Genomic DNA, 23,369 nt, shown 5'->3' with positions numbered 1-23,369 from the left:
ATAAAACGACAGTACATCGCCGATTCCCTGAGGAAACCTGGCGGTTTATCATCGCGTGTAGTTCTTGTTTGATTTTGTGCACGAACTCAGAGTTTTAATGCGAAGACAAAGCCTCAATGCGATGTGCTGCAGAACTAACAATAGATGTATTTCCGGGCTAAAACAAATTACCGTATTGTCATAAATCAATATCGCCGAGAAGCATGCATGATGAAATCATTGCGTGTATTTATAGGGGGAATGGATATGGTGACTTTGCTTGCAATTTTGCTGTTTGTGCTTGCCGGTGCGACATTCATTCATGCGTACGGATCCCTGTCTTATTTCACACGAGACGAAGGCGTGTCTGCGTATGCACCACCTACGTTGGAAGATCTTGAACTTTTGCTGCTCCGTAATTAAGAGTGTCAAAAACAAAAACACCGCGGCCGTCTTTATGACGGCCGCGGTGTTTTTTACTTCTGCCCTGCTTGTTTACTAATTCATTAATGCTTCATTAATGAAAAGATTTATAAGCCTTTCGAATCGTAGTGACTGCAACCGGTAATTCTTCATATCCCTCTAGATCGGCTGGCTGGTTGACCCGTGGCACATAGCCCCATTGAGAGGAGCGAACCATCTGGATGTACTTCATTTCAAGGTCGCCCGCCTGTTTAAGTGTCTCAAGAGCTTCCTTTTCAATTTCATGAATCAGGCGCCAGGTCAGCACGCGACCGGCAGTACGATGGCGTTCTGCGATGTTAGTGATGGCAACGTCCAGACGTGCTTTTACTGCGTTAAGTTTGTAGCCTTCAAACAAGTTCATCATGACAACAACTGCGATACTGTATGGGTGCACAGTATAAGCGAAAACGGGCCTTTACGGACGCAGGATTACCGTAGTTTTCACTCTGTATTGCCTGTCTGCGAGGGGGTATTTTGTGTTAGTGAACAAGCGGCTTTTCGGTGTGCGAAACAGCCGCTTGATTGATGAATAAAGAGGCAACATGACGGGCCTGACAAGTGAGCAATGCTGGCGGAATCAAGGATCTCATTGCCCGGCTTTTTATTCGTTAATTCATTACATCGCGGAAGGACTGACTTGTGTCGCGACGGTATTTCCGGTGCGTGTGCGATTCATCGCGATGATGCCTGCTCCCAGCGCGGCAAGGCCAAGTACCGTACGGAAAGAAGGTCGTGGCATCCAGCGTATTGCCTGCATCATCAGTTCAGGTGGCGCTTCACGCTGCGGATCGGAATGTGCAGCCTGTGCCATACCGGAAAAGATAGGCGCTTGCTCCATGAACAGCTCAGTCATGGCGCGCACAAAAGGAATGATGTCCTGCGGTCCACGACTGGTCACAAGGTTGCCGTCGCGGACCACCTCTGCATCGAGCCAGGTTGCACCGGCATTGACAATGTCGTCGCGAATACCCGGCCAGGATGTCATGGTGCGGCCAGCCGTCAGCCCGGCAGACGCAAGCACCCAAGGTCCATGACATAGCGTTGCAATCGGTTTGCGCCTTTCATCAAAGGCGCGTACGAAAGCTCGCGCCTCTGCCGACTGACGCAGCAGGTCCGGACTGATGAAACCGCCCGGTATCAGCAAGCCGTCATAGCGAGCCGCATCTGCCTTGCGCAGTGTTTTACTGACGCGCACCTTGCTCGCCGGTTCATGCAGGTTGACGCCACGGATACTGCCGGAATGCAATGACACAATGTCGACGATGGCGCCTTCCGCTTCCAGTGCCGCAACCGGTGCGGTCAGTTCGATTTTTTCAAAGCCGTCAGCTGCTAGCACGGCAATGCGACGGCCCTTAAGGGCGTTTGAATTCGGCATGGTTTCTCCTTGTTGGAAAGACAAACTGGATAACTGAAAACTAACGAAGGCAAAACTGCTGCAACGCAGCAGATATCAACCTCATATGGCCATTCTGATATCAATGCGCTGGCGAAGTTCTTTGCGGATGTCGAACTCGAACATCGGCAACATTCGATCGGCTTTCGTTCAGGTACGGCGAGATGGCATCCGGCTGCGAAGTGTTGCTTTTTAGTGCTAGTGCTGCAGATCTGTGCGATGTATCACATGTCGACGCTTAAACCGTCCTTATACTGAAGCTACAGTGCAACTTGCACTATTCGGATCTGGAACGTGGGACAAGTTATGGAAAATATGCTGCAAGACCAATCGCGGGCGGCCCGCCGTGCCGCATTGTTTCACCTGCGCCGCATGCAGACGGCAGCTTGTGTCGGTGCGACTATTAGCGCCGGTCTGGTAGTCCTGGTACTCAAAGCTATCTGACGCGGTAATGCATTGCACCGGTGCGGAAACCGCCGGTGCAATTTCAGGTCGTCAGCATGCTGGCCAGTCCTCCCGGGCTAATGTCCTAAAGTCCTTTCACGGGACGCTCTATTACATCAAAACAAGTTTCAGGAAGACATGAGAAAATGCCATCTTTGATGCATTTTCTGTAGCTTACTGTTTTGATAGCCCGTTATCGCTTTCTCGACCTGCTGAAGGTCGTTGCCTTTAATCTCATCGTTTTCCATCATTTGGTTTTTTATGGCCCGATGGCCGATCACGTCAAGCCTGTCCTGCCCGATCTGATGGCATGGCTGGAAGGGCCTGCACGCATCGCTGTCCAGGTATTTCTTGTTGTTGGCGGATTCCTGGCTGCCAAATCCCTGACCGCGCGCGGCGACGTCGACCGCATACAAGCCGTACAAATGGTGGTTCGCCGCTACATCAAGCTGGTTCCTCCCTTCCTGGTAGCCATGGTTGCAGCGGTGGCTGCTTCGCGTCTGGCATCGCTATGGATGGAACATTATTCGCTGACCGCCATGCCGACCTGGTTTCAGCTTGCCGCCCATGGCCTTTTGTTGCATGGCGTACTCGGCGTCGAGTCCTTGTCGGCCGGTGCCTGGTATGTCGCAATCGATTTCCAGTTGTACTTCGCGTTGGTCATGCTGCTCAAGTTGTCGGCATGGACGGGAAAAAACCGCAATGTGCGCCAGATGCAGCATGCGCTGGTTGCGCTGGGTGTGGCGGCCTCGCTCTTTTATTTCAATTGTGATCCGGCATGGGATAACTGGGCGCCGTATTTTTTTGGAAGCTATGGACTGGGTGCGCTTGCATGGTGGGCGTCGCAAGCGGCACGTGAAGGAAAAAGTGCAACGATGCTGGTTGGCGGAATGATCCTGTTAGGCGGTTTGGCGCTGGAAATCGATTTCCGTAGCCGCATCGCGGTTTCCCTGGCGATTTCGCTCGCACTGTTTGCGGTATATCGTTACCGGCCGTCAGTGGCAGGGTGGCACATTCCTTTGCTCAACTACCTGGCGCGTATCTCGTATGGTGTTTTCCTTATGCATTTCCCCGTATGCGTGCTGGTCAATGCCGTGTTCACGCATTGGGGCACTCCATCGCCGTTAGTGCAGGGAGGGGGGATGTTATTCGCATGGATGGCAAGCATTCTGGCAGGCGCGCTGTTCCATCATTTCATCGAAATACCGCTGGGCCGCCTGATTGCCCTACCACCAACGATGAATGGCAAGACCGGACATCGTCCGGAGGCCGCTTCCTGAACCTGGTGCGGATTTATCCTTCGTTACCTGTCGTCTTTCGCGATCCATGCGCCGACGAGGCCGGCGAAAAGAATTAGCGTACCGACCACCAGGGAAATGGCAGCGGCAAGTGTCGCATCCGCATACAGCGCGCTTGCTGCGCCGCACAGCACGACAATGCCAACAATCTGCATCAGCCGGTATTCCCTGCGTTCCATTGCAATTCACTTTCAACAAGCATAAAGATGCAATTAGACCTTGCTTTGGCGTCGCAGGGTACCCCATAAGCATGGGACAGAGTTTGTCCTACAACCGGCAGCCGTCATGCAGGCGGCTGCCGGTTACGCTTATGTGCGGATAGTCATCGCATCAGGGCTGGGCCGGGTCGTCCGGGTCCTGATCGGCGGGACGTAATTTCTCCATGTCTTCACGGTTGATACGATGCGGGCGGTGAGGATCCACGCCGGGTTCGTCTTGCGGGAGAATGTGCTGATCGCCCGATTGTTTTTGCTGCGTTCCGAAACGATCGGCTGCCTGGGTTCGATCGCGATTGGGATTGCTCATTTTCATCATGAACTCCTTCTGCTAGCGTGCATGGCGATGCAAATTCTCTGTGCCGCTCTCCGCCGTCACGCGTGAATTGCACGTTCAATCTTGAACGCGGGAGTGTTTAGAGGATGAGAAACCGACCAAGTTCTGTACGATTCAAGGCCGTGCCGATGTCGTTCGGATGTGGCACTGACCTGTGCCACAATGGAAGCTTGGCTGCAAACAAGATCGTCTGTCGCCAGAAACAACATACCGGGATAAAGGAGACCGCAGACCCATGGCTATCCATTTCGACCTGACCGACTTGCGCCTCTTTGTGCATATCGCCGAAGAGAACAGCCTGACGCGCGGTGCCGAGCGGTCACACATGTCATTGCCGGCGGCCAGCACCCGCATCAAGAATCTGGAAGACAGCGTCGGCTCCAAGCTGTTGATCCGCGCCAGCCAAGGCGTGACTCTGACACCGCCCGGCCAGGCTTTCCTGCATCATGCGCGGCTGGTGTTGCAGCAACTCGAATACCTGCGTAGCGAACTGCAGGAATATGCGCAGGGCATGAAAGGCCATGTACGCGTGTTTGCCAATACCACGGCCATCACGGAATTTCTTCCCGCAATCCTGTCGTCATTTCTCGCAAGCCATCCTGATGTCAGCGTGGACCTGCGCGAACGCCTGAGCCAGGATATCGTCCGGGCGGTCAGCGAAGGCAAGACCGATATCGGGATCGTTGCGGGTAATGTACGGACCGAGGGACTTGAGGTGCTGCCTTATCACGAAGACCGCCTGGTACTGGTCACGGCGATGAATCATCCTCTGGCAAAAACTGAAGTCATCGATTTCGAAAAAACGCTGGAATACGATCACGTCGGGCTGCATGAGTCGAGCGCTATCCATGCCTTCGTCAAACAGGCGGCAGGTGCCTTGAGCAAGACGCTCAAGACGCGAATACAGGCGGGTAACTTCGAGGCGGTGTGCCGCATGGTCGAGGCCAACGCCGGTATCGGCGTGCTGCCCGAAACCTCCGCGCGCCGCCATGCCAAAACCATGGCGATCCATATTGTGCAGTTGACCGATGAGTGGGCATTGCGGAAATTGCAGATCTGCATGCGCAGCCGCCACCTGCTGCCGCAGTTTGCGCGTGAACTGGTGGAGCTGCTTGAAGCGGATGCCGCTGCTTGATCAGACGGGATCGTACGACGTAACGATGTGGCGTTACCGTCATGATGAGACGCCAGCCGAGCATGCACTCGCAGTTCGGATAATTCCTACAAGTTAAGTACAGCAAAAGTCCTGCTTCCAAATTCAAGAATTGTCGTCCCGCCTGCTATGGCGCACACTAGCCCGGTAGCGAAATTCCGGGCCGGTGCTGCGCGACGTCTGACCATCCTTGTCGTCGTGACCGATTACGCAGCGCCCGGTCTTCTCCTGTTTTTGTCACCCGATCACAAAGCCGAGACCAGCATGGACATGCCTTACCTGCGCGAATGGCTGGGACGAACCGAATCGCGTTCTGACCAGGTAACAGCAACACCGATCGCCGCCCTGTCGGCGACGCTTGACCGTGATGATGCGGCACCGCAAAACGGCGACGTGCTTCCCGCGCTATGGCATTGGCTGTATTTCCTGCCGCTGCATCGGCAGTCCGAACTCGGACCCGACGGTCATGCGGCACGTGGCGGCTTCCTGCCGCCGGTGCCGTTGCCGCGCCGTATGTGGGCCGGCGGACGCTTGCAGTTTCACCAGCCCTTACGCGTTGGCGAAGCGATCTCGCGCGAATCGCAGATCGTTGATGTCAGCCACAAGGAAGGCCGCTCCGGTTCACTGGTGTTTGTCCTGGTACGGCATGAAATCAGTAATCCCGCCGGAATCGCCATTACCGAAGAACACGACATCGTATACCGCGATACACCCAGGCCCGACGATCCAGTGCCCAGGCCGCAGGCCGCGCCTGCGGATCATGCGTGGTCGCGCGAGATCCATCCTGACGATGTGCTGCTGTTCCGATACTCCGCGCTGACCTTCAACGGACATCGCATTCACTATGACCGTCGCTATGTCACTGAAGTCGAAGGCTATCCGGGACTGATCGTCCACGGGCCATTGATCGCAACCCTGCTGATGGATCTGTTGCGCCGCAATATGCCAGACCGCGCGGTACGACAGTTCTCATTCCGTGCGGTGAAGCCCGTCTTCGATATTGCCTCGTTCTCCGTCTGCGGACGCCTCGAAGACGACGGCAAGACCGTGCGCCTATGGGCAAAGGATGTCGACGGCTGGCTGACCATGGAAGCCAGCGCCACGCTGGCCTGACGTTTTTACAGAACACTACACAACAAACCGCCTTACAGGAAAGAACCCGCCATGCTGCATGCCCCGGACCAATACCAGGATATACGCGATGCCGTACGCGCGCTGTGCGCCGAATTCCCCGCCGACTACTTCCGCAAGATCGATGAAGTGCGCGGCTACCCGGAAGACTTTGTCAATGCACTGACCAAGGCAGGCTGGCTCGCTGCGCTGATTCCGCAGGAATACGGAGGCTCCGGCCTCGGCCTGACCGAAGCCTCAGTCATCATGGAGGAGATCAACCGTTCCGGCGGTAACTCGGGCGCCTGCCACGGTCAAATGTACAACATGGGAACCTTGTTGCGTCATGGTTCTCAACGCCAGAAAAGTGAGTACCTGCCGAAGATTGCCAGCGGCGAACTGCGTTTGCAATCGATGGCGGTGACTGAACCGACTACCGGCACCGACACCACCAAAATCAAGACCACCGCCGTCAAAAAAGGCGATCGTTACGTCATCAACGGGCAGAAGGTCTGGATATCGCGCGTGCAGCATTCCGACCTGATGATCCTGCTCGCCCGCACAACGCCGCTCGCCGACGTCAAGAAGAAATCGGAAGGCATGTCGATCTTCGTAGTCGATCTGCGTGATGCGATCGGCAAGGGCTTGTCGGTGCAGCCTATTCTCAACATGGTCAATCATGAAACCAATGAACTGTTCTTCGAGAATCTGGAAATTCCGGAAGAGAACCTGATCGGCGAAGAAGGAAAGGGATTCAAGTACATCCTCGATGGCCTGAATGCCGAGCGCACCCTGATCGCGGCCGAATGCATCGGCGACGGTTACTGGTTCATCGACAAGGTGACCAAATATGTCAATGAACGCATGGTCTTTGGCCGGCCGATCGGGCAGAACCAGGGTGTGCAGTTTCCAATTGCGAAGGCCTACGTCAACCTGGAGGCAGCGAACCTGATGCGCTTCAAGGCATGCCAGCTGTTTGACGCGCACCAGGCATGCGGGGCGGAAGCGAACATGGCGAAAATGCTTGCCGCCGATGCGTCGTGGGAAGCGGCCAATGCCTGCCTGCAGTTTCATGGCGGTTTCGGCTTCGCTTGCGAATACGATGTCGAACGCAAGTTCCGCGAGACGCGTCTCTATCAGGTTGCACCGATTTCCACCAACCTCATCCTCTCGTATGTGGCCGAGCATATCCTCGGACTGCCACGCTCGTTTTAAGGAGATTGCATGCGTCCACTGGAAGGCATTACCGTCGTCACGCTCGAACATGCGATTGCGGCGCCATTCTGTACCCGCCAGCTTGCCGATCTGGGCGCCCGTGTCATCAAGGTCGAGCGCCCTGGCGTCGGCGATTTTGCGCGTGCCTATGACACGCGCGTCAATGGACTGGCGTCGCACTTCGTGTGGACCAATCGTTCCAAGGAAAGCCTGACGCTCGACGTCAAGCATCCGGAAGCCGAAATCATTTTGCACAAGCTGCTGGAGACCGCCGATGTGCTGGTGCAGAATCTTGCTCCCGGTGCTGCGGAGCGACTCGGCCTGTCGTACAGTGCATTGAAGGAGCATTACCCGCGTCTGATCGTATGCGATATTTCCGGCTATGGCGCCGATGGGCCCTACCGTGACAAAAAGGCCTACGACCTCCTGATCCAGAGCGAGTCCGGATTTCTGTCAATTACCGGCACCAGCGATGACCCGGCGAAGGCAGGGTGCTCGATCGCCGATATCGCGGCCGGCATGTATGCGTATTCCAACATTCTTGCGGCGCTGATCCAGCGCGGCAAGACGGGGCAGGGGTGCAACATCGATGTCTCCATGCTCGAAAGCATGGTGGAGTGGATGGGCTATCCGCTGTACTACGCCTATGACGGCGCCGCGCCGCCAGCGCGCGCGGGTGCATCGCATGCGACGATCTACCCTTACGGGCCTTTCCCGGCTGGCGATGGCAAGACTGTGATGCTCGGCCTGCAAAATGAACGCGAGTGGGCAGCTTTCTGCAGCAAGGTCTTGCAGCGGCCGCAGCTCGCAACAGATGCGCGCTTCTCGACCAATTCAGCACGTAGCGCCGCCCGTGATGAACTGCGCGCCATCATCGTCGATGTCTTTTCCGCACTGAGCGGCGAACAGGTGATCGCGCGCCTGGATGACGCACAGATCGCCAACGCGCAGCTTAACGACATGCATGATGTCTGGCGGCATGCGCAGCTGAAGGCGCGCGAACGCTGGGTCGATGTCGCTACGCCCAATGGCCAGGTACCGGCCTTGCTACCCCCGGGGATACCGGACAGCTATAGCCCGCGCATGGATGCAGTGCCGGCGCTAGGCCAGCATACCGACGCCATCCTGAAGGAGTTGGGTTATGACGACAAGGCGCTCGCCGAATTGCGCGAAGGCAGGGCGATCTGATGATGCGTGAGCGTGTCCCCAAGCGTCAAAACGCGCCCCGCAACAAGCGTTCCATTCGCCATATCCATTGACCAGACAACCTATCGCACAGGAAGCCATCATGACATCACATTCGAGCGAAACACTCGCGGCCTTCGCCGCCACGCTGCGCTTTGAGGACATTCCCGAGGCCGTCGTGCGGCGCGCGGAAGATCTTTTCCTTGATTGGTTCGGCTCGGCACTGGCGGGCAAGGGCGCGCGTCCGGTAGAAGCCATAGAACGCTTCGCCACCACGATGGGACCGGGTGGTGACGCCGAAGTGCTGATATCGCGTCGCAAGACCACACCGCTGTTTGCGGCCATGGTCAATGCCGCGTCATCGCATTTTGCCGAGCAGGATGATGTGCACAACGGATCGGTATTTCATCCGGCGGCCGTGGTGTTTCCGCCAGTGCTGGCGGTGGCGCAAGCACTGGGCAGTTCCGGGCGTGACTTGCTGGTGGCTGCGGTGGCCGGCTATGAAGTCGGCATTCGCGTCGGCGAATTCCTTGGCCGTTCGCATTACCGGATCTTTCATACTACCGGTACGGCCGGCACAGTCGCCGCCGCCGCCGCAACCGGTCGACTGCTGAACCTGTCGCCGGAGCAGATGCTGCACGCATTCGGTTCGGCTGGCACGCAAGCAGCGGGACTGTGGGAATTTTTACGCGATGCGGCGGACTCGAAGCAGTTGCATACCGCGCACGCGGCTGCTGCCGGTCTGACTGCCGCCTATCTCGCGAAGGATGGCTTTACCGGCGCACGGCATATTCTCGAAGGCCCGCAAGGACTGGCAGCCGGCATGTCAAAGGATGCGGACCCCGCACGCCTGACTGATCGCCTGGGCGAGCGCTGGGCGCTGGCCGAGACCTCATTCAAGTTCCATTCCTCATGCCGCCACACGCATCCCGCTGCTGATGCCTTGCTGCAGGTCGTGCAGGAACACAAACTCAGGCCTGAGCAGATCGCACGCGTTACCGCGCATGTGCATCAGGGCGCAATCGACGTACTTGGGCCGGTAGTCGATCCGCAGACGGTGCATCAGGCAAAGTTTTCCATGGGTACCGTGCTGGGCCTGATCGCGGAGTTCGAACAGGCCGGCATGAAGGAATTTGAACATGCATTCAGGCAGCCCCCCATCGTCGCGTTCCGTGACAAGGTGAGCATGCAGCTCGACAGTGAAGTTGACACGGCTTATCCGGTACGCTGGATCGGCAAGGTAACGGTGGAGACCAACGATGGCCGCACCCTGAGCGGTCGCGTCGATGAGCCGAAAGGCGATCCCGGCAATACCTTGTCGCGTGAAGAACTGGAGCAAAAGGCGTTGCGACTGGCCGACTTTGGCGGTGCTGCCAGCGAGGCGGAAATGCGCGGCGCATTTTCACGGATATGGAATCTGGCGCGCACAGAACGTGTCGGTCGCTTCTTTGACTGACATTCGCTTGAGAGCCCCGATACCATGCCCTCCACATCGTTGATTGCACGTTCTTACCTGTTTGTACCCGGCAACCGTCCGGAGCGTTTTGACAAGGCTTGCGTCGCCGGTGCCGATGCCGTCATCATCGATCTGGAGGACGCCGTTCCCCCGGCCGACAAGAACAATGCGCGTGCCGCTATCGCGAGCTGGTTGTCACCAGACAGGAATGTGCTGATTCGACTCAACAGCGCGGATACCGAGTGGTTCGCAGCCGATCTGAGCTTGTGCGGAAAAGCCGGTGTCGCCGGCATTGTGCTGCCCAAGGCTGAGCGCACGGAAGACCTTGAGCGCGTTACCGCTCAGGGAGCAAAAGCGGTATTGCCATTGATCGAAACAGCACAGGGCTTCGCACATGCCGGTGCGTTGTCGAAGGTCGCAGGCGTACAGCGGCTGATGTTCGGCTCGATCGACTTCCAGCTCGACATGGGTATTGACGGCGAAGGGGAAGAGTTGCTCTATTTCCGTTCGCAACTGGTCTTGCTGTCGCGACTTGCCGGCATACAGCCGCCAGTGGATGGCGTGACCGTTGCCATTGATGATGCAGCTCAACTTCGCGCCGATACTTTGCGCGCGCGCCGCCTTGGATTTGGTGGCAAGCTATGTATTCATCCACGCCAGCTGCCGGTCGTGGGTGACGCTTTTTATCCCAGTGCCGATGATATTGCATGGGCAGAACGCGTGCTCGAAGCAGCATCGCGCGCCAACGGCGCTGCGGTAGCGCTGGACGGAAAGATGATCGACCTGCCGGTCATCCGCAAGGCGCAGGATATTGCTGCCGAGGCGGCACGCAGGTAGATTACCTGTTACGCAGATCGCGCAGCAGCGTCGCCAGTAAAGGCAGCGCTTGCTCGGAACGCTGCTCCACCTTCAATGACAGCAAAGCGTCGGCGCGCGTCTTGCCGATATTGATTGCTGCGATCGGTTTGCCTGCTTCCGCCGCCAGCTTGCACAGGCGATAGCCTGAGTGCACCATCAGCGATGATCCCACCACCAGGATGGCATCGGCATTACTTACGACCTGTTCGGCTTGTTCGGTGCGTGCACGCGGCACGCCATCGCCGAAGAACACCACATCCGGCTGTAATGTGCCTGCGCACGTCGGACAATGCGGCAGCACGAAATCCGCAAGGGTTTCCGGCTCCAGATGGGCATCGCCGTCCGGTGCCGGAAGCGCCGTTGTATTGGCAAGGCCGGGATTGTGCTGTTCCAGTTGCGATTGAATCAGACGCCGTTCATGGCACGCGCCGCAATCGAGGCAGGCAACACGATGTATGTTTCCGTGCAACTCGATCACCTGGGAACTGCCGGCCACGGAATGCAAGCCGTCAACGTTCTGGGTGACAATAACGGTATCTCTGGCTGGAGTTTCAAGTGCGGCAATCGCCAGATGGCCAGCGTTCGGTTCCGCCTTTGCCAATAGGCGCCAGCCGACCATGGCCCGTGCCCAGTAACGCTTGCGGATGAGTTCGGAACTTCGGAATTCAGGGCCTTGTATCGGCGCTCGTCCACGTCGGACACCTTCGCTGTCGCGGTAGTCGGGAATGCCGGACGCGGTGCTGATACCGGCGCCGGTGAGCAGGAGAAGGCGGGAGCATGGCGCAAGTAGTTGCGCCAGCTCACGTACGTCGTTATCGGGTAGGAATATTGGGCCATCAGCCATGACGGCTCCTGCCCGCATGCTGGCCCGTCATCCATGCGTATGCCATGACGCTGGAGCAATTCGGATGTGAAAGCGGATTCTGCATATCGCAGAAAGCTTACCCGAAGACCGATAGTCGCGCCGAGTGGAAGTGCACGACTATCCATTACATCACTCAATAAACCCTAGTGTCCTGTTCCGCAAATTCGTTGAAAAATAAATGCGGCGAAATTGTGTCGAGACAAGGAAAAAAGCACAGCAAGGCCGGGGCCTTGCGAGCATTTTTGACGCGGTATCGGCGCAATTGTCGTCGTCTTTTATTCAACGAATTTAGGAAACAGGACACTAGATATCAAAAAACACCGTCTCCTCCGGCCCTTGCAGTTGTATGTCAAACCGATACACCGCCTGCCCATCCTTCTCACTACGCTGCGCGATCAGGGTCTTGCGCCGTACTTCCCATTCAATCAGGTTCAGCACCGGGTCCTTCGCATTGGCATCGACCTCATCGGAAAAGTACATGCGCGTATTCAGTCCGATATTGATGCCGCGCGCCACGATCCAGAAGTTGATATGCGGTGCCATGGGCCGGCCGTTACGGCCTTCCACCACGCCGGGCTTGATCGTGTCGAACGTGTAGATGCCGGTTTCGAAATCCGAGCAGCCCCGGCCCCATCCCCGGAAATCCTTGTCCAGGTCCTTGTTCTGCCGATCAGCGGGATGCTGGTACTTGCCCTCCGCATTGGCTTGCCAGATTTCGATCAGCACGTCGCGTACCGGCGTGCCGGAGCCGTCGATTACCCGGCCTTCAACGCGGATGCGTTCACCCCGGGTATCCGGGCCGACCAGCACATTGGTGAAGTTCTTTTCAAAAATATCGAAGCCGGCCTGCTTTGGCGCCAGGCCGATATGGACGTATGGCCCTGCGGTTTGCGATGCGGTTTCCTTCAGCATCTCGATCTGGTTCGGCTTCATTTGCCGCCTCCCTGCACACGATTTTCAAAAAGCGTGGCGCGCGCTCCGCGTAACACGATGTCGAAGCGGTACGCCAGGCTGTCGAGCTGGATGAAGGCGCCGCGATCCAGCGGTGCGATCAATCCGCGCACCGATTCTTCATTGCCGATCGATTGCAGGATAGGACATTGCGCAATCAAGGGATCGCCTTCGAAATACATCTGCGTAATCAATCGTTGCGCCCAGCCCGAACCTGATACCGCATAGTGGATATGTGCCGGCCGCCAGTCGTTGACGCGGTTGCGCCATGGATAGGGGCCTGGTTTGATCGTGCGATAAAAGTAATAGCCGTTGGCATCGGTCAACATGCGGCCGCAGCCACCAAAATTGGGATCGATGGGGGCGATGTACTGATCCTTCTTGTGGCGGTAGCGACCGCCCGCGTTGGCTTGCCAGACCTCGACCAAAGCGTTCGGCACCGGGCGTCCGAATTCATCGAGCACATAGCCATGCACAACGATGCGTTCACCGATCGGCAAGCCTTCCTTGGCGTAATTCATGATCAGGTCGTTGTCGAGCGGACCGAGTTCGTCAGGACTAAAAACCGGACCGGTGATTTCGGACAGCGAATTCTGCAAGGATATCAGCGCATTCTTCGGCGAGCGCAGGACACTGGTCTTGTATTGGGGTGTATAAGCTGGCGGGTGCACGCTACGATCGCGCTGCAGGTATTCGCCGAACTGGTCGAGCAGACCGGGCATGGTTTTCTCCTTCTGGAAATTGGCCGTATGCGCGCCACGTCGCATATTGAACCCAAAAACGGTTCGCAGGTGAACGACAAAGCGACAATGTATTACTGAATATTTTTTATGTAAATTGAAAAATTTGCGTTGCTTCCATAAAATAAAGTTATGGATAAAAATACCTTTCGCCAGCGCGTCCGCTTGCGGCACATATACTGCTTTCTTGCTGTTGCCGAAGAGGGCAATCTCGGCAAGGCAGCCGAGCGTCTTACACTGACACAACCAGCCGTATCGAAAACTTTGTCGGAACTGGAAGACATTGCCGGCTGCAGACTCTTCGAACGGAACCGGCAAGGTGCGCGCCTGACTCCCGAAGGAGAAAATTTCCGTGTCCATGCACTGGGCGTGCTGGATGCCCTCGATGCGGTTGGCAGCGCCATCGGACTGGCGCCGCAGCAGGAGAATCCGGTGGTGCGTATTGGCATGCTGCCGAGCGTCGGTGCCGATCTCGTGCCGGCGGCGCTGCTCGCGTTTCGCAAGCTGCATCCGCATGCGCAGGTCGCCATCGACACCGCTGCCAACGCTGCCTTGCTGAATCAACTGAAGGCCGGAACCGTGGATCTGGTGATGGGACGCATGGCTGATCCCAATATGCTGATCGGCTTGTCATTCGAACTGCTGTATATCGAACCTTTGTGTCTTGTGGTTCGCACCGGTCATCCGCTGCTGGCAACGGCACCGCTCAAGCTCGCGGAAATCATGGCTTGTCCGATCGTGCTGTCGCCCAGGGGGACGATCCCACGCCACCATGCGGAAAGTTTTCTGCAATCGCGTGGCGCAACGATGCCATTGCACTACACCGAAACCTTGTCCGTATCGTTTGCGCGCCGCCTGGTGATGCAATCCGATACGGTCTGGCTGACGCCACTCGGCGCGGTGCGTCACGATATCGACGAAGGCATTCTGGCGCGCCTTGCACTGTCCACCGAAGGCACTGAAGAACCGGTCGGACTCTTTCATCGCAGCGATGCAAATTTGTCCATGGCAGCGCGCGACCTCATCAACATTTTGCGTGCCGCCGCGGCCGAGCGCAGGCCTTTACCTTACGCCTGAAACATCCATTGCTGCGCGTGTCGGGCGTGACTATCCGCTTGTATCGACCAGGTTAAACGGCGCGTTTCCTACCGCGTCGCTGTCTATCGGGATATAAGTTGTCAGCGTCGTCCCTTTGCCGGGCGCACTGGTAATGACAAACTTTCCATTGAGCGCATGAATGCGCTCCTCCACGCCGACCAATCCAAACGAATTGGCCGAATTGCGTGTTTCAGGATAGATGCCGATGCCGTTGTCGGTAATCTTCATGACCAGCTGTCCCGCCTCGCGATACAACTCAATGACGACGTGCGTGGCCTTGGCATGACGGATCACATTGGTGAGCGATTCCTGCAGGATGCGGAACAGCGAGGTTGCACGCGTATCGTCAAGATAAAACTCCTTCTCGCTCATCAGGAGATCGCAGGTGATGCCGCTACGGCGGCGGAACTCCGCGACCTGCCATTCGATTGCCGCTGTCAGCCCGAGGTCAAGTACGGCGGGCCGCAGATTGTTGATGATGGTGCGGATGGTCTTCACCGTCGCATCGAGGTGGTTGAGTGCGTCGCGCACCTTCTGATTGAGGCGCGGATGCGATTGTGCGGTGCGCGCATCCAGCATGGAAACATCGATGCGCAACGCCAGCAGGGTCTGGCCCAGTTCGTCATGAATCTCGCGGGCGATACGTTTGCGTTCATCTTCCTTGACGCGGTCCTGGTGCGCGGTCAGATCGCGCAACAACTCCTGTGAGCGCTTCAGCGCCTCCATCGTTTCCTTGCGGTCGGTGATGTCCATGATCGTTCCGCGCAGCAGGGCCTTGCCTTGCATATCGCTGCCGAAGCGGACGATCGACTGCACCCATCGGACTGTGCCATCAAGCTGCACGATGCGGTGCTCATGATTGAAACCTTCATCACCAGGCTGGCCATCGATCAATCCCTTGCGCACGCGATCCCGGTCTTCGGGATGAATCCGCGCAAGGAATTCCTGATAGCGCAGCCTGTCGCGGGACTGGCTCACGCCGAATATCCGGTACGTTTCCATGGACCAGATCATGGCTTCGGACGCAGGGTCCATGGTCCAGCTACCCAGACGCGCCATGTGCTGCGCTTCGGCGAGACTGGCCTCGCTGTTGCGCAAATCAGTCGTCATTTCCCGTGCCAGTTCCACCGCACGCCGGCGCGCGGTCAGTAACGAATAATAAATGCTGTACAGCAGTGTGCTGCCGAGCAGACCGCCGATCAGCACGATCCAGGACAAGGAAACATCGAAGCCGTTGATCAGGGCTGATCTGCGCGCCAGGATTTCCGCTTCCCATACGCGCGGGCCGACGGTCATTGAAACCCGCTTGACAAACAGATCATCGACGGAAGGATCGATCGCCGGAGACCGGTTCTCGGCGCTCGAAGAAGTCGCGCTATCGAACATCAGATGCTGCGGATCCATGGTCCCGGCGGCGCGCTTTTCATCATCGCGACCGGTATCGAATATCCGGACCCGCATGGTGCTCAGCACTTTCTTGTCGATGGCCCCCAGCATCAGGCGATTGATATCGAAACCGGCGCCGACCGAACCATAGTATGCGGCGCGCCGTTGCGCGACATTCTTCACAGGCATGCCAAGTCGATACAGCGGCACGCGCATGGCCAGGCCGATATGCTGATTCGGTCCCGTGATATGAATCAGCCTGCCGGAGGACACCAGTTGGCCGGTATCGCGCGACACCGCCAGTGCATTTGCCGCAATGCTGTTTGCCGCCATGTCGATCCCGAAGGAGACGGCGTTGGTTTCCATCGGTTCGATATAGGTCAGAACGTTGTATTCCTTGCGTTCGCCTGCCGGCTTGATGGCGAAGGCCGGATAGCCTACCGACGAAACGCTGGTATCGCGGCGTACCGATGCTTCAAAGGCGCGCTTGTCCGCCCCTGCGACGTACTGCGCAAAATTGAGATTGGTAATACCGGGGAAACTGCTTTCGAGTTTGAGTTCGCGGACATAGGCGCGGAACTGTTCGCGCGTGATCTTTTCGTCGGTCTGAAACAGCGCCGCCGTGCCGCGCAGAACATCGATGTACGAACGTACCCGGCTCTGCACCGCAGTCTGCGCATTGTCAGCGAGATAATCGAACTGGGACCTTGCTTTGTCATCCACAATCTGTACCACAAGCAGATGGAGCAAAAGCGAAATGGCAACGCCGAGCCACCAGACGGGAGACATGACGAGAGAAATCAGAAATCGGCGCGAAATGCTCATCTTGCTTTTTAATCCATTTGTTCGCCGTATCAGCCTTGCATGGCGCGATGACTACACGGCTGAACGCACAAGTCACGAATATCCGGCGACACGAGACTGATACGCATTAATGCAGTGTAACGGTTTTTTACAGCAAACCGTCATCAATGACACGCCTGGCCACGGCGGTTTTTCAAGCTCGTGCATATAACCAGAGCGTATATTGACACGAAGAAATAGGGTATGCAAAAAGCTTGCGCCAGCTCAATCAAGTTACATGATTGCAAGGTTGTCTGCGTGCTACATTTTCCACGTTGCAAGACGCGTTGTTCTTCTTGTAAAGATGAAGATCCAGACCTCCCGTTCACTCACCGAGAAAGGTGGCACAACATGCATAAGCAAGCACACAACAAGACCCCGGAACAAATGATTGATGCCGTATTTGCATTGGATCTCGATGCGATCAAATTCAAGCTGATGGATGCCAGGGAAGGTCACGGCTGGAGCCGCGAAGAAGCCGACCGCCACGAACTGGAATATCGCCGTTTTCTCGCACTGATCGCGAAGTACCCGGAGGAGGCGATCACGCCGAATAGCGAGGTTGATAAATTCTGGCATGGGCACATCCTCGATACCATGAAATATGCGGAAGACTGTGCGCATGTATTCGGCTACTTCCTGCATCATTTTCCGTATTTCGGCATGCGTGACGACGAAGATGCCGCCAACCTGGTGGAAGCTGCAGCGCAGACTCGCCGCTTGTATGAACAGGAATTTGGCAAGGCATCCAAGGCAGGGCAGAGCTATTGCGCGCGCGTGACAAGTGAAGAAGGGTCGTATTGCGCTCGTGTTGCCGGCCAGGGAGTTTCCTACTGCGCACGGGTGGCGCAGCCCGATGCGGCCTATTGTGCACGTGTGGCTACTCCCGTTGAGACATCCTATTGTGCACGTGTCGCTGCCCCGGTTGAGGACGCAACTTATTGTGCGCGTGTTGCGACAGGCTATTATGAATCCGCACAACCAGCGTATTACGCGAAGATAGTCGGCAAGGGGCGTCCGGGCCTGGGTAACGACCGGGCGTCGTAATCAATTCAATCAATATTCAGTGAGCAGTGCATAGGCTGCCTTGGTACGGTTCCTTCTCCGTGCAACGGAGTGGGAATCGGCCGGAGCTTGTGTCAAAGTTGACGCCGCATATGTTCGATCTTTTTACCTGATTACAACCAGATTTCACCCGCTCGCTTCCTCCTGATCATTACACGCTTCTTCTCCAGTATCCGGGCTGTGCATACACCGATTTCAGCATGTCAATAAAGAACCGTATCTTGGCGGGAAGATGACGTTGTTGAGGATACACCGCCATGATGTCGTAGTTGTCGAGCGCGTAGTCGTCGAGTACGGTGATTAGCTGTCCGGAAGCCAGTTCGCTCTGGATTTCCCAGGTCGAACGCCATGCCAGGCCCAGACTTTCGCAGGCCCAGCGGTGCAGGAGTTCGCCGTCATTGCAGTCCAGGCTGCCGCTGACCTTGATGGTGACCGGCTTGCCATGTTGCTGAAAATACCAGCCGCGCTGCTGACCGCCTTGCAGGTTGAATGCGAGGCAATTGTGGCGTTCCAGGTCGTCGAGTGTGCGCGGGATGCCATTGCGTTCAAAGTATTCCGGGGTGCCGCAGACGACACGGCGGTTGCTTGCCAGTTTAACTGCGACGAAGTTGGGATCGATTGCGCCGCCAATGCGGATGCTGAGGTCGTAGCCTTCGCGTACCAAGTCGACGACGCGGTCAGTTAGGTTGAAAGAGATCTGGACGTCGGGATTGGCAGCGATGAAGCCGGGGGCGTGCGGGGCGACGTGCTTGCGGCCGTAGGCGGCGGGGGCGGAGACCACCAGGTGGCCGGTGGCCTTGTGGCGGCCTTCCGAGATGATTTTTTCGGCGTGGTCGAGTTCATCCAGCAGTTTGCGGCAGTGGTCCAGGAAGACGGCGCCTTCTTCGGTGAGGGTGAGATGGCGGGTGGTGCGGTGCATCAGCTTTACGCCGAGGCGCTTTTCGAGGGCGTCTATGCGGCGGCCCAGCATGACGGGGGTGATGTTCTGTTCTAGCGCGGCGCGGGCCAGGCTGCCTTTTTCTACGACTTCTACGAAGGCTTCGATTTGTTTGAATTTGTCCATGGGGCTTTGGTTTGTTGCGTTGTTGAGGGGCTTTTCTTCGGTGAATCGGTGCTGTTTGTTCTTCGTGGATGCTAGCCGGGACTGCGCCGCCCTTCGGGTACCCAAAAGAGCGCGGGCCAAAACGGGAAGCGAAACAAACTCGCCTGCGGCTCAGACAGGTTTCGCTTCTTTATCCGTTTTGGTCCGCGCTCTTTTGGCGTCTGCACAGGGGGTTTTCAACCCATCCCCACCCTAGCCCTCCCCTTGAAGGGGAGGGAACCTCGGCTCGCTCGCTCGCTGCGCATCGCATTGCCAATGCCGATGCCGATGCCGATGCCAATGCCAATGCCAATTGCCGTTGTCGGCGCCTTGTTCGGACGGCACTTTCTTCCGATGGTGATACAAGTCAATCGCTCCCCAACATCAAGAACGTACCCTCCCCTTCAAGGGGAGGGCTAGGGTGGGGATGGGTTAAAACAACATCCTCTACCCACATCTCCTTCCCAATTAACCCAACCTCACCGTTCATACTTTGTTCCAACCAGCAACCCAGACACGCTGGCATACCCCGTCCCTCTCAACCAACCATTATTCCATACCCAAAGTATCGAATACAACGATCATTTGTCGTCTTATCAAACTATATTGTCGCCTATAGACTCGAGACATCAAAATTTCGACTGTGTACAGGAGGTTGTATGGCAAGGATGACCGCAGCGGAAGCGGCAGTGTATGTGCTGGAGAAGGAAGGCATGACGCAGGCCTTCGGTGTGCCGGGTGCGGCGATCAACCCGTTCTACGCGGCATTGCGCAAGCGGGGGAGCATCAAGCATATCCTCGCGCGCCACGTGGAGGGCGCTTCGCATATGGCTGAGGGCTATACACGTGCCAGGCCGGGCAATATCGGCCTGTGTATCGGTACCTCCGGACCCGCGGGCACCGACATGATCACCGGCTTGTATTCGGCCCAGGCCGACTCCATTCCTATCCTCTGCGTGACCGGCCAGGCGCCGCGTGCGCGTCTGTACAAGGAAGATTTCCAGGCTGTGGACATTGAATCCATTGCCAAGCCCGTGACCAAATGGGCGGTCACGGTGCGCGAGCCGGCGCTGGTGCCGCGTGTGTTCCAGCAGGCTTTCCACCTGATGCGCTCCGCACGTCCGGGTCCGGTGCTGATCGACCTGCCATTCGATGTGCAGATGGCCGAGATCGAGTTCGATCCGGATACCTATGAGCCGCTGCCGGTCTACAAGCCGTCGGCGACCCGGGCGCAAATCGAAAAAGCGCTGAACATGCTGAACGACGCTGATCGTCCATTGATCACGGCGGGTGGCGGCATCATCAACGCCAATGCGTCGGCGCTGCTGGTTGAATTCGCAGAAGTTACCGGCGTGCCCGTGATCCCGACCCTGATGGGATGGGGCGCGATTGCCGATGACCATCCGTTGATGGCCGGCATGGTCGGCCTGCAGACCAGTCACCGTTACGGCAACGCCACCATGCTCGAATCCGACTTCGTGCTCGGCATCGGCAACCGCTGGGCGAACCGCCATACCGGTTCGGTCGATGTGTTTACCAAGGGACGCAAGTTCGTCCACGTCGATATCGAACCGACACAGATTGGCCGCGTATTCGGTCCTGACCTGGGCATTGTCTCCGACGCCGGGGCAGCGTTGAAACTCTTCGTCGAAGTCGCGAAAGAATGGAAGGCCGCAGGCAAGCTGAAGGACCGCAAGCAGTGGGTATCCGCATGCCAGGAACGCAAGCGCACCATGCTGCGTCGGACCAGCTTCGACAACGAGCCGATCAAGCCGCAACGCGTCTACGAGGAAATGAACCGCGCCTTCGGCCGCGAGACCTGCTACGTCAGCACCATCGGCCTGTCGCAGATCGCCGCCGCGCAATTCCTGCATGTGTACAAGCCGCGCAACTGGATCAACTGCGGTCAGGCGGGCCCGCTGGGCTGGACGATTCCGGCTGCGCTCGGTGTCTGCGCTGCTGATCCGGATCGTCCGGTTGTCGCGATTTCGGGGGATTACGATTTCCAGTTCATGATCGAAGAACTCGCCGTCGGTGCGCAATTCAAGCTGCCGTATCTGCACGTGGTGGTGAACAATTCCTACCTCGGCCTGATCCGCCAATCGCAACGCGGCTTCGATATGGATTACTGCGTGCAGCTGGCATTTGAAAACGTCAACGCGCCGGAACTCAACGGCTATGGCGTCGACCACGTCGCTGTCGTCGAAGGCCTGGGCTGCAAGGCGATCCGTGTTACCCGTCCGCAGGATATCCAGGATGCCTTCGGCCAGGCCCGTGCGCTGATGCGGCAACATCGCGTGCCGGTCGTGGTCGAGATCATCCTCGAGCGCGTGACCAATATCTCGATGGGCACCGAAATCAATAACATCAACGAGTTTGAAGAACTGGCAGAGAAGCCGGAGCACGCTCCGACCGCGATTGCCTTGCTGGATTAAGAGGAAGAGGAGGATACATGACAAAGTTAGCGGCCAACCTGACCATGCTGTTTAATGAACAGCCGTTCATGGGTCGTTTCGAAGCGGCGGCGCGTGCCGGTTTCCGCGGCGTGGAATTTCTGTTTCCGTATGCGTTCCACGCCGACCAGATCGCCGACAAGCTCAATGCCTTCCAGCTTGACTTGGTGTTGCACAATCTTCCCGCAGGCAACTGGGACGCGGGCGAACGCGGCATCGCCTGCCATCCGGATCGTGTCGCTGAATTCCGGGAAGGTGTCGACGAAGCAATCCGTTATGCAAAAGTGCTTGGCACCAAGCAGCTCAACTGCCTGATTGGCAAAGTGCCGCAAGGCGTGAGCCACAAGCAGGCACGCGAGACGGTGGTCAGCAACCTCAAGTACGCCGCCGACATGCTCAAGGAAAACAAGCTGCGCCTGCTGATCGAGCCGATCAACCACTTCGATATTCCGGGCTTCTTCCTGACGCGCACGCAACAGGCCGTGGACCTGATCCGCGACACCGGATCGAGCAATATCTATGTGCAGTACGACATCTATCACATGCAGCGCATGGAAGGCGAAATCACCAATACCATCAAGGCCAACCGGGACATCATCAAGCATATCCAGCTTGCCGATAATCCGGGACGCTTCGAACCGGGCACGGGTGAAATCAACTATCGCTATCTGTTCAAGATGCTCGATGAAATCGGTTACGACGGCTGGATCGGTTGCGAATACAAGCCGCGCGCCGGCACCGTCGAAGGCCTCGGCTGGCGCGCTGCGCACGGCATATAAATCACACCTTAATCACACACGTAAAGCACGTTACAGAACACTAAAAACCTTGGAGAACACAATGGCAAAAGTAGGCTTTATCGGATTGGGAATCATGGGTGCGCCAATGGCGGGTCACTTGCAGGCCGGCGGACATAAGCTGTATCTGCACGATCAAAAAAATCCCCCGTTTGAACTGATCGAAGGCGGCGCGACCGTCTGCACATCCGGTGCTGAAGTCGCCAAGCGCGCCGACATCATCATTATCATGGTGCCCGACACACCGCATGTTGAAGCTGTACTGTTTGGCGAGAATGGTGTTGCCAGTGGATTGGCCGCGGGCAAGACAGTCGTGGACATGAGCTCGATTTCGCCGATCGCGACCAAGGGCTTTGCCAAAAAGATCAATGAACTTGGCTGCCAATATCTGGACGCCCCCGTCTCCGGCGGCGAAGTCGGTGCAAAAGCCGCATCGCTGACCATCATGGTCGGCGGATCGGAGAGCGCCTTCAACGATGTGAAGCCTTTGTTTGAACTGATGGGCAAGAACATCACGCTGGTCGGTGGCAACGGCGACGGCCAGACGACCAAGGTTGCCAACCAGATCATTGTTGCGCTGAACATCCAGGCCGTGGCGGAAGCGTTGCTGTTTGCCTCCAAGGCCGGCGCCGATCCGGCGCGTGTGCGGCAAGCGCTGATGGGCGGCTTTGCATCGTCGCGCATCCTGGAAGTGCATGGCGAACGCATGGTCAAACGCACCTTCAATCCGGGGTTCCGTATTGAGCTGCACCAGAAGGATCTGAACCTGGCATTGCAGGGCGCGAAGGCACTGGGCGTGTCGCTGCCGAACACCGCAACTGCGCAGGAATTGATGAATGCCTGTGCGGCGAACGGCATGAGCGGGCTGGATCACTCGGCGCTGTGCCGTGCGATCGAGTTGATGTCAAATCACGAGATTGCCAAAGGGTAAGAAGCGGAATCGAGCATCAAAAAGCCCATCAATTCCTTCACCCCCGTAATT

At 57.2% G+C, this 23,369-nt stretch carries 23 protein-coding genes; 14 read left to right on the top strand and 9 right to left on the bottom strand.

The window, feature by feature from the left end:
• Nucleotides 1-207: 207 nt before the first annotated feature.
• The gene (locus ASE07_RS28640; RefSeq protein ID WP_156396366.1) at nt 208-402 is read left to right on the top strand and encodes a hypothetical protein; all 195 of its coding nucleotides are present in this window, start codon (nt 208-210) and stop codon (nt 400-402) included.
• Nucleotides 403-496: 94 nt separating this feature from the next.
• On the opposite strand, the gene ASE07_RS04265 is transcribed toward ASE07_RS28640, so the two are convergent.
• Complete coding sequence (locus ASE07_RS04265) at nt 497-808, bottom strand: DUF2471 family protein (protein ID WP_057289565.1); 312 nt, start codon at nt 806-808, stop codon at nt 497-499.
• Between the two features lie 252 nt (nt 809-1,060).
• Entirely contained in the window at nt 1,061-1,819 is a 759-nt protein-coding gene (locus tag ASE07_RS04260; RefSeq protein WP_057289564.1) for a type 1 glutamine amidotransferase domain-containing protein, read from the bottom strand.
• Nucleotides 1,820-2,152: 333 nt separating this feature from the next.
• Here ASE07_RS04260 and ASE07_RS30355 point away from each other — a divergent pair, with 333 nt between their 5' ends.
• The gene (locus tag ASE07_RS30355) at nt 2,153-2,281 is read left to right on the top strand and encodes a hypothetical protein (protein WP_268793403.1); all 129 of its coding nucleotides are present in this window, start codon (nt 2,153-2,155) and stop codon (nt 2,279-2,281) included.
• A 182-nt stretch (nt 2,282-2,463) separates the two neighbouring features.
• A complete protein-coding gene (locus ASE07_RS04255) occupies nt 2,464-3,561 on the top strand; it encodes an acyltransferase family protein (protein ID WP_057289563.1) in 1,098 nt (365 codons plus the stop codon).
• Nucleotides 3,562-3,584: 23 nt separating this feature from the next.
• Here ASE07_RS04255 and ASE07_RS28635 read toward each other — a convergent pair whose 3' ends face one another.
• Both ASE07_RS28635 and ASE07_RS04250 read right to left on the bottom strand, forming a co-directional pair.
• The gene (locus tag ASE07_RS28635) at nt 3,585-3,758 is read right to left on the bottom strand and encodes a hypothetical protein (RefSeq protein ID WP_156396364.1); all 174 of its coding nucleotides are present in this window, start codon (nt 3,756-3,758) and stop codon (nt 3,585-3,587) included.
• 151 nt (nt 3,759-3,909) lie between these two features.
• On the bottom strand, nt 3,910-4,113 hold the full coding sequence (locus ASE07_RS04250; protein ID WP_156396362.1) for a hypothetical protein: 204 nt from the start codon (nt 4,111-4,113) through the stop codon (nt 3,910-3,912).
• Nucleotides 4,114-4,366: 253 nt separating this feature from the next.
• Here ASE07_RS04250 and ASE07_RS04245 point away from each other — a divergent pair, with 253 nt between their 5' ends.
• The 6 genes from ASE07_RS04245 (at nt 4,367) to ASE07_RS04220 (ending at nt 11,087) form a co-directional block, all read left to right on the top strand.
• Nucleotides 4,367-5,266, top strand: coding sequence for a LysR substrate-binding domain-containing protein (locus ASE07_RS04245; protein WP_057289561.1), 900 nt, complete (start codon nt 4,367-4,369; stop codon nt 5,264-5,266).
• 282 nt (nt 5,267-5,548) lie between these two features.
• Nucleotides 5,549-6,397, top strand: a complete 849-nt coding sequence (locus ASE07_RS04240) for an FAS1-like dehydratase domain-containing protein (RefSeq protein WP_057289604.1) — start codon at nt 5,549-5,551, stop codon at nt 6,395-6,397.
• 51 nt (nt 6,398-6,448) lie between these two features.
• Nucleotides 6,449-7,609, top strand: a complete 1,161-nt coding sequence (locus ASE07_RS04235; protein ID WP_057289560.1) for an acyl-CoA dehydrogenase family protein — start codon at nt 6,449-6,451, stop codon at nt 7,607-7,609.
• Nucleotides 7,610-7,618: 9 nt separating this feature from the next.
• Nucleotides 7,619-8,797 (top strand): CaiB/BaiF CoA transferase family protein, encoded by a 1,179-nt coding sequence (locus ASE07_RS04230; protein ID WP_057289559.1) that lies wholly within the window; start codon nt 7,619-7,621, stop codon nt 8,795-8,797.
• A gap of 100 nt (nt 8,798-8,897) precedes the next feature.
• Complete coding sequence (locus ASE07_RS04225; protein WP_057289558.1) at nt 8,898-10,250, top strand: MmgE/PrpD family protein; 1,353 nt, start codon at nt 8,898-8,900, stop codon at nt 10,248-10,250.
• A gap of 24 nt (nt 10,251-10,274) precedes the next feature.
• Complete coding sequence (locus ASE07_RS04220) at nt 10,275-11,087, top strand: HpcH/HpaI aldolase/citrate lyase family protein (protein ID WP_057289557.1); 813 nt, start codon at nt 10,275-10,277, stop codon at nt 11,085-11,087.
• Between the two features lies 1 nt (nt 11,088).
• On the opposite strand, the gene ASE07_RS04215 is transcribed toward ASE07_RS04220, so the two are convergent.
• The 3 genes from ASE07_RS04215 to pcaH all read right to left on the bottom strand — a co-directional run bounded on the left by ASE07_RS04215 (nt 11,089) and on the right by pcaH (nt 13,646).
• Nucleotides 11,089-11,952 carry an NAD-dependent protein deacetylase gene (locus ASE07_RS04215; RefSeq protein WP_057289556.1) on the bottom strand — a complete coding sequence of 288 codons (864 nt, stop codon included), beginning with the start codon at nt 11,950-11,952 and terminating at the stop codon, nt 11,089-11,091.
• A gap of 324 nt (nt 11,953-12,276) precedes the next feature.
• Nucleotides 12,277-12,906: a protocatechuate 3,4-dioxygenase subunit alpha gene (pcaG, locus tag ASE07_RS04210; protein ID WP_057289555.1), complete on the bottom strand. Its 630-nt coding sequence runs from the start codon at nt 12,904-12,906 to the stop codon at nt 12,277-12,279.
• Entirely contained in the window at nt 12,903-13,646 is a 744-nt protein-coding gene (gene pcaH / locus ASE07_RS04205; protein ID WP_057289554.1) for a protocatechuate 3,4-dioxygenase subunit beta, read from the bottom strand. The genes pcaG and pcaH overlap by 4 nt, the downstream gene beginning before the upstream one ends.
• 150 nt (nt 13,647-13,796) lie before the next feature.
• Between pcaH and pcaQ the strand changes: the two genes are divergently transcribed.
• Complete coding sequence (pcaQ, locus tag ASE07_RS04200; protein WP_057289553.1) at nt 13,797-14,741, top strand: pca operon transcription factor PcaQ; 945 nt, start codon at nt 13,797-13,799, stop codon at nt 14,739-14,741.
• Nucleotides 14,742-14,771: 30 nt separating this feature from the next.
• Here pcaQ and ASE07_RS04195 read toward each other — a convergent pair whose 3' ends face one another.
• Nucleotides 14,772-16,973, bottom strand: coding sequence for a CHASE domain-containing protein (locus ASE07_RS04195; RefSeq protein WP_057289552.1), 2,202 nt, complete (start codon nt 16,971-16,973; stop codon nt 14,772-14,774).
• Between the two features lie 369 nt (nt 16,974-17,342).
• On the opposite strand from ASE07_RS04195, the gene ASE07_RS04190 reads away from it, so the two are divergent.
• A complete protein-coding gene (locus ASE07_RS04190) occupies nt 17,343-18,038 on the top strand; it encodes a glycine-rich domain-containing protein (protein ID WP_057289551.1) in 696 nt (231 codons plus the stop codon).
• Nucleotides 18,039-18,207: 169 nt separating this feature from the next.
• Here ASE07_RS04190 and ASE07_RS04185 read toward each other — a convergent pair whose 3' ends face one another.
• Nucleotides 18,208-19,119 carry a LysR family transcriptional regulator gene (locus ASE07_RS04185; protein ID WP_057289550.1) on the bottom strand — a complete coding sequence of 304 codons (912 nt, stop codon included), beginning with the start codon at nt 19,117-19,119 and terminating at the stop codon, nt 18,208-18,210.
• A 677-nt stretch (nt 19,120-19,796) separates the two neighbouring features.
• Here ASE07_RS04185 and gcl point away from each other — a divergent pair.
• The 3 genes from gcl to glxR are packed head-to-tail and all read left to right on the top strand — an operon-like array spanning nt 19,797 to nt 23,318.
• A complete protein-coding gene (gene gcl, locus ASE07_RS04180) occupies nt 19,797-21,572 on the top strand; it encodes a glyoxylate carboligase (protein WP_057289549.1) in 1,776 nt (591 codons plus the stop codon).
• Nucleotides 21,573-21,589: 17 nt separating this feature from the next.
• Nucleotides 21,590-22,369, top strand: coding sequence for a hydroxypyruvate isomerase (gene hyi, locus ASE07_RS04175; protein ID WP_057289548.1), 780 nt, complete (start codon nt 21,590-21,592; stop codon nt 22,367-22,369).
• Nucleotides 22,275-23,318, top strand: coding sequence for a 2-hydroxy-3-oxopropionate reductase (gene glxR, locus ASE07_RS04170; protein WP_268793402.1), 1,044 nt, complete (start codon nt 22,275-22,277; stop codon nt 23,316-23,318). Before hyi ends, glxR begins: the two co-directional genes overlap by 95 nt.
• Nucleotides 23,319-23,369: the final 51 nt, after the last annotated feature.

This window comes from Noviherbaspirillum sp. Root189, from assembly GCF_001428545.1.
Taxonomy (GTDB): domain Bacteria; phylum Pseudomonadota; class Gammaproteobacteria; order Burkholderiales; family Burkholderiaceae_D; genus Noviherbaspirillum.
This window is presented reverse-complemented; position numbering and strand designations above follow the sequence as displayed.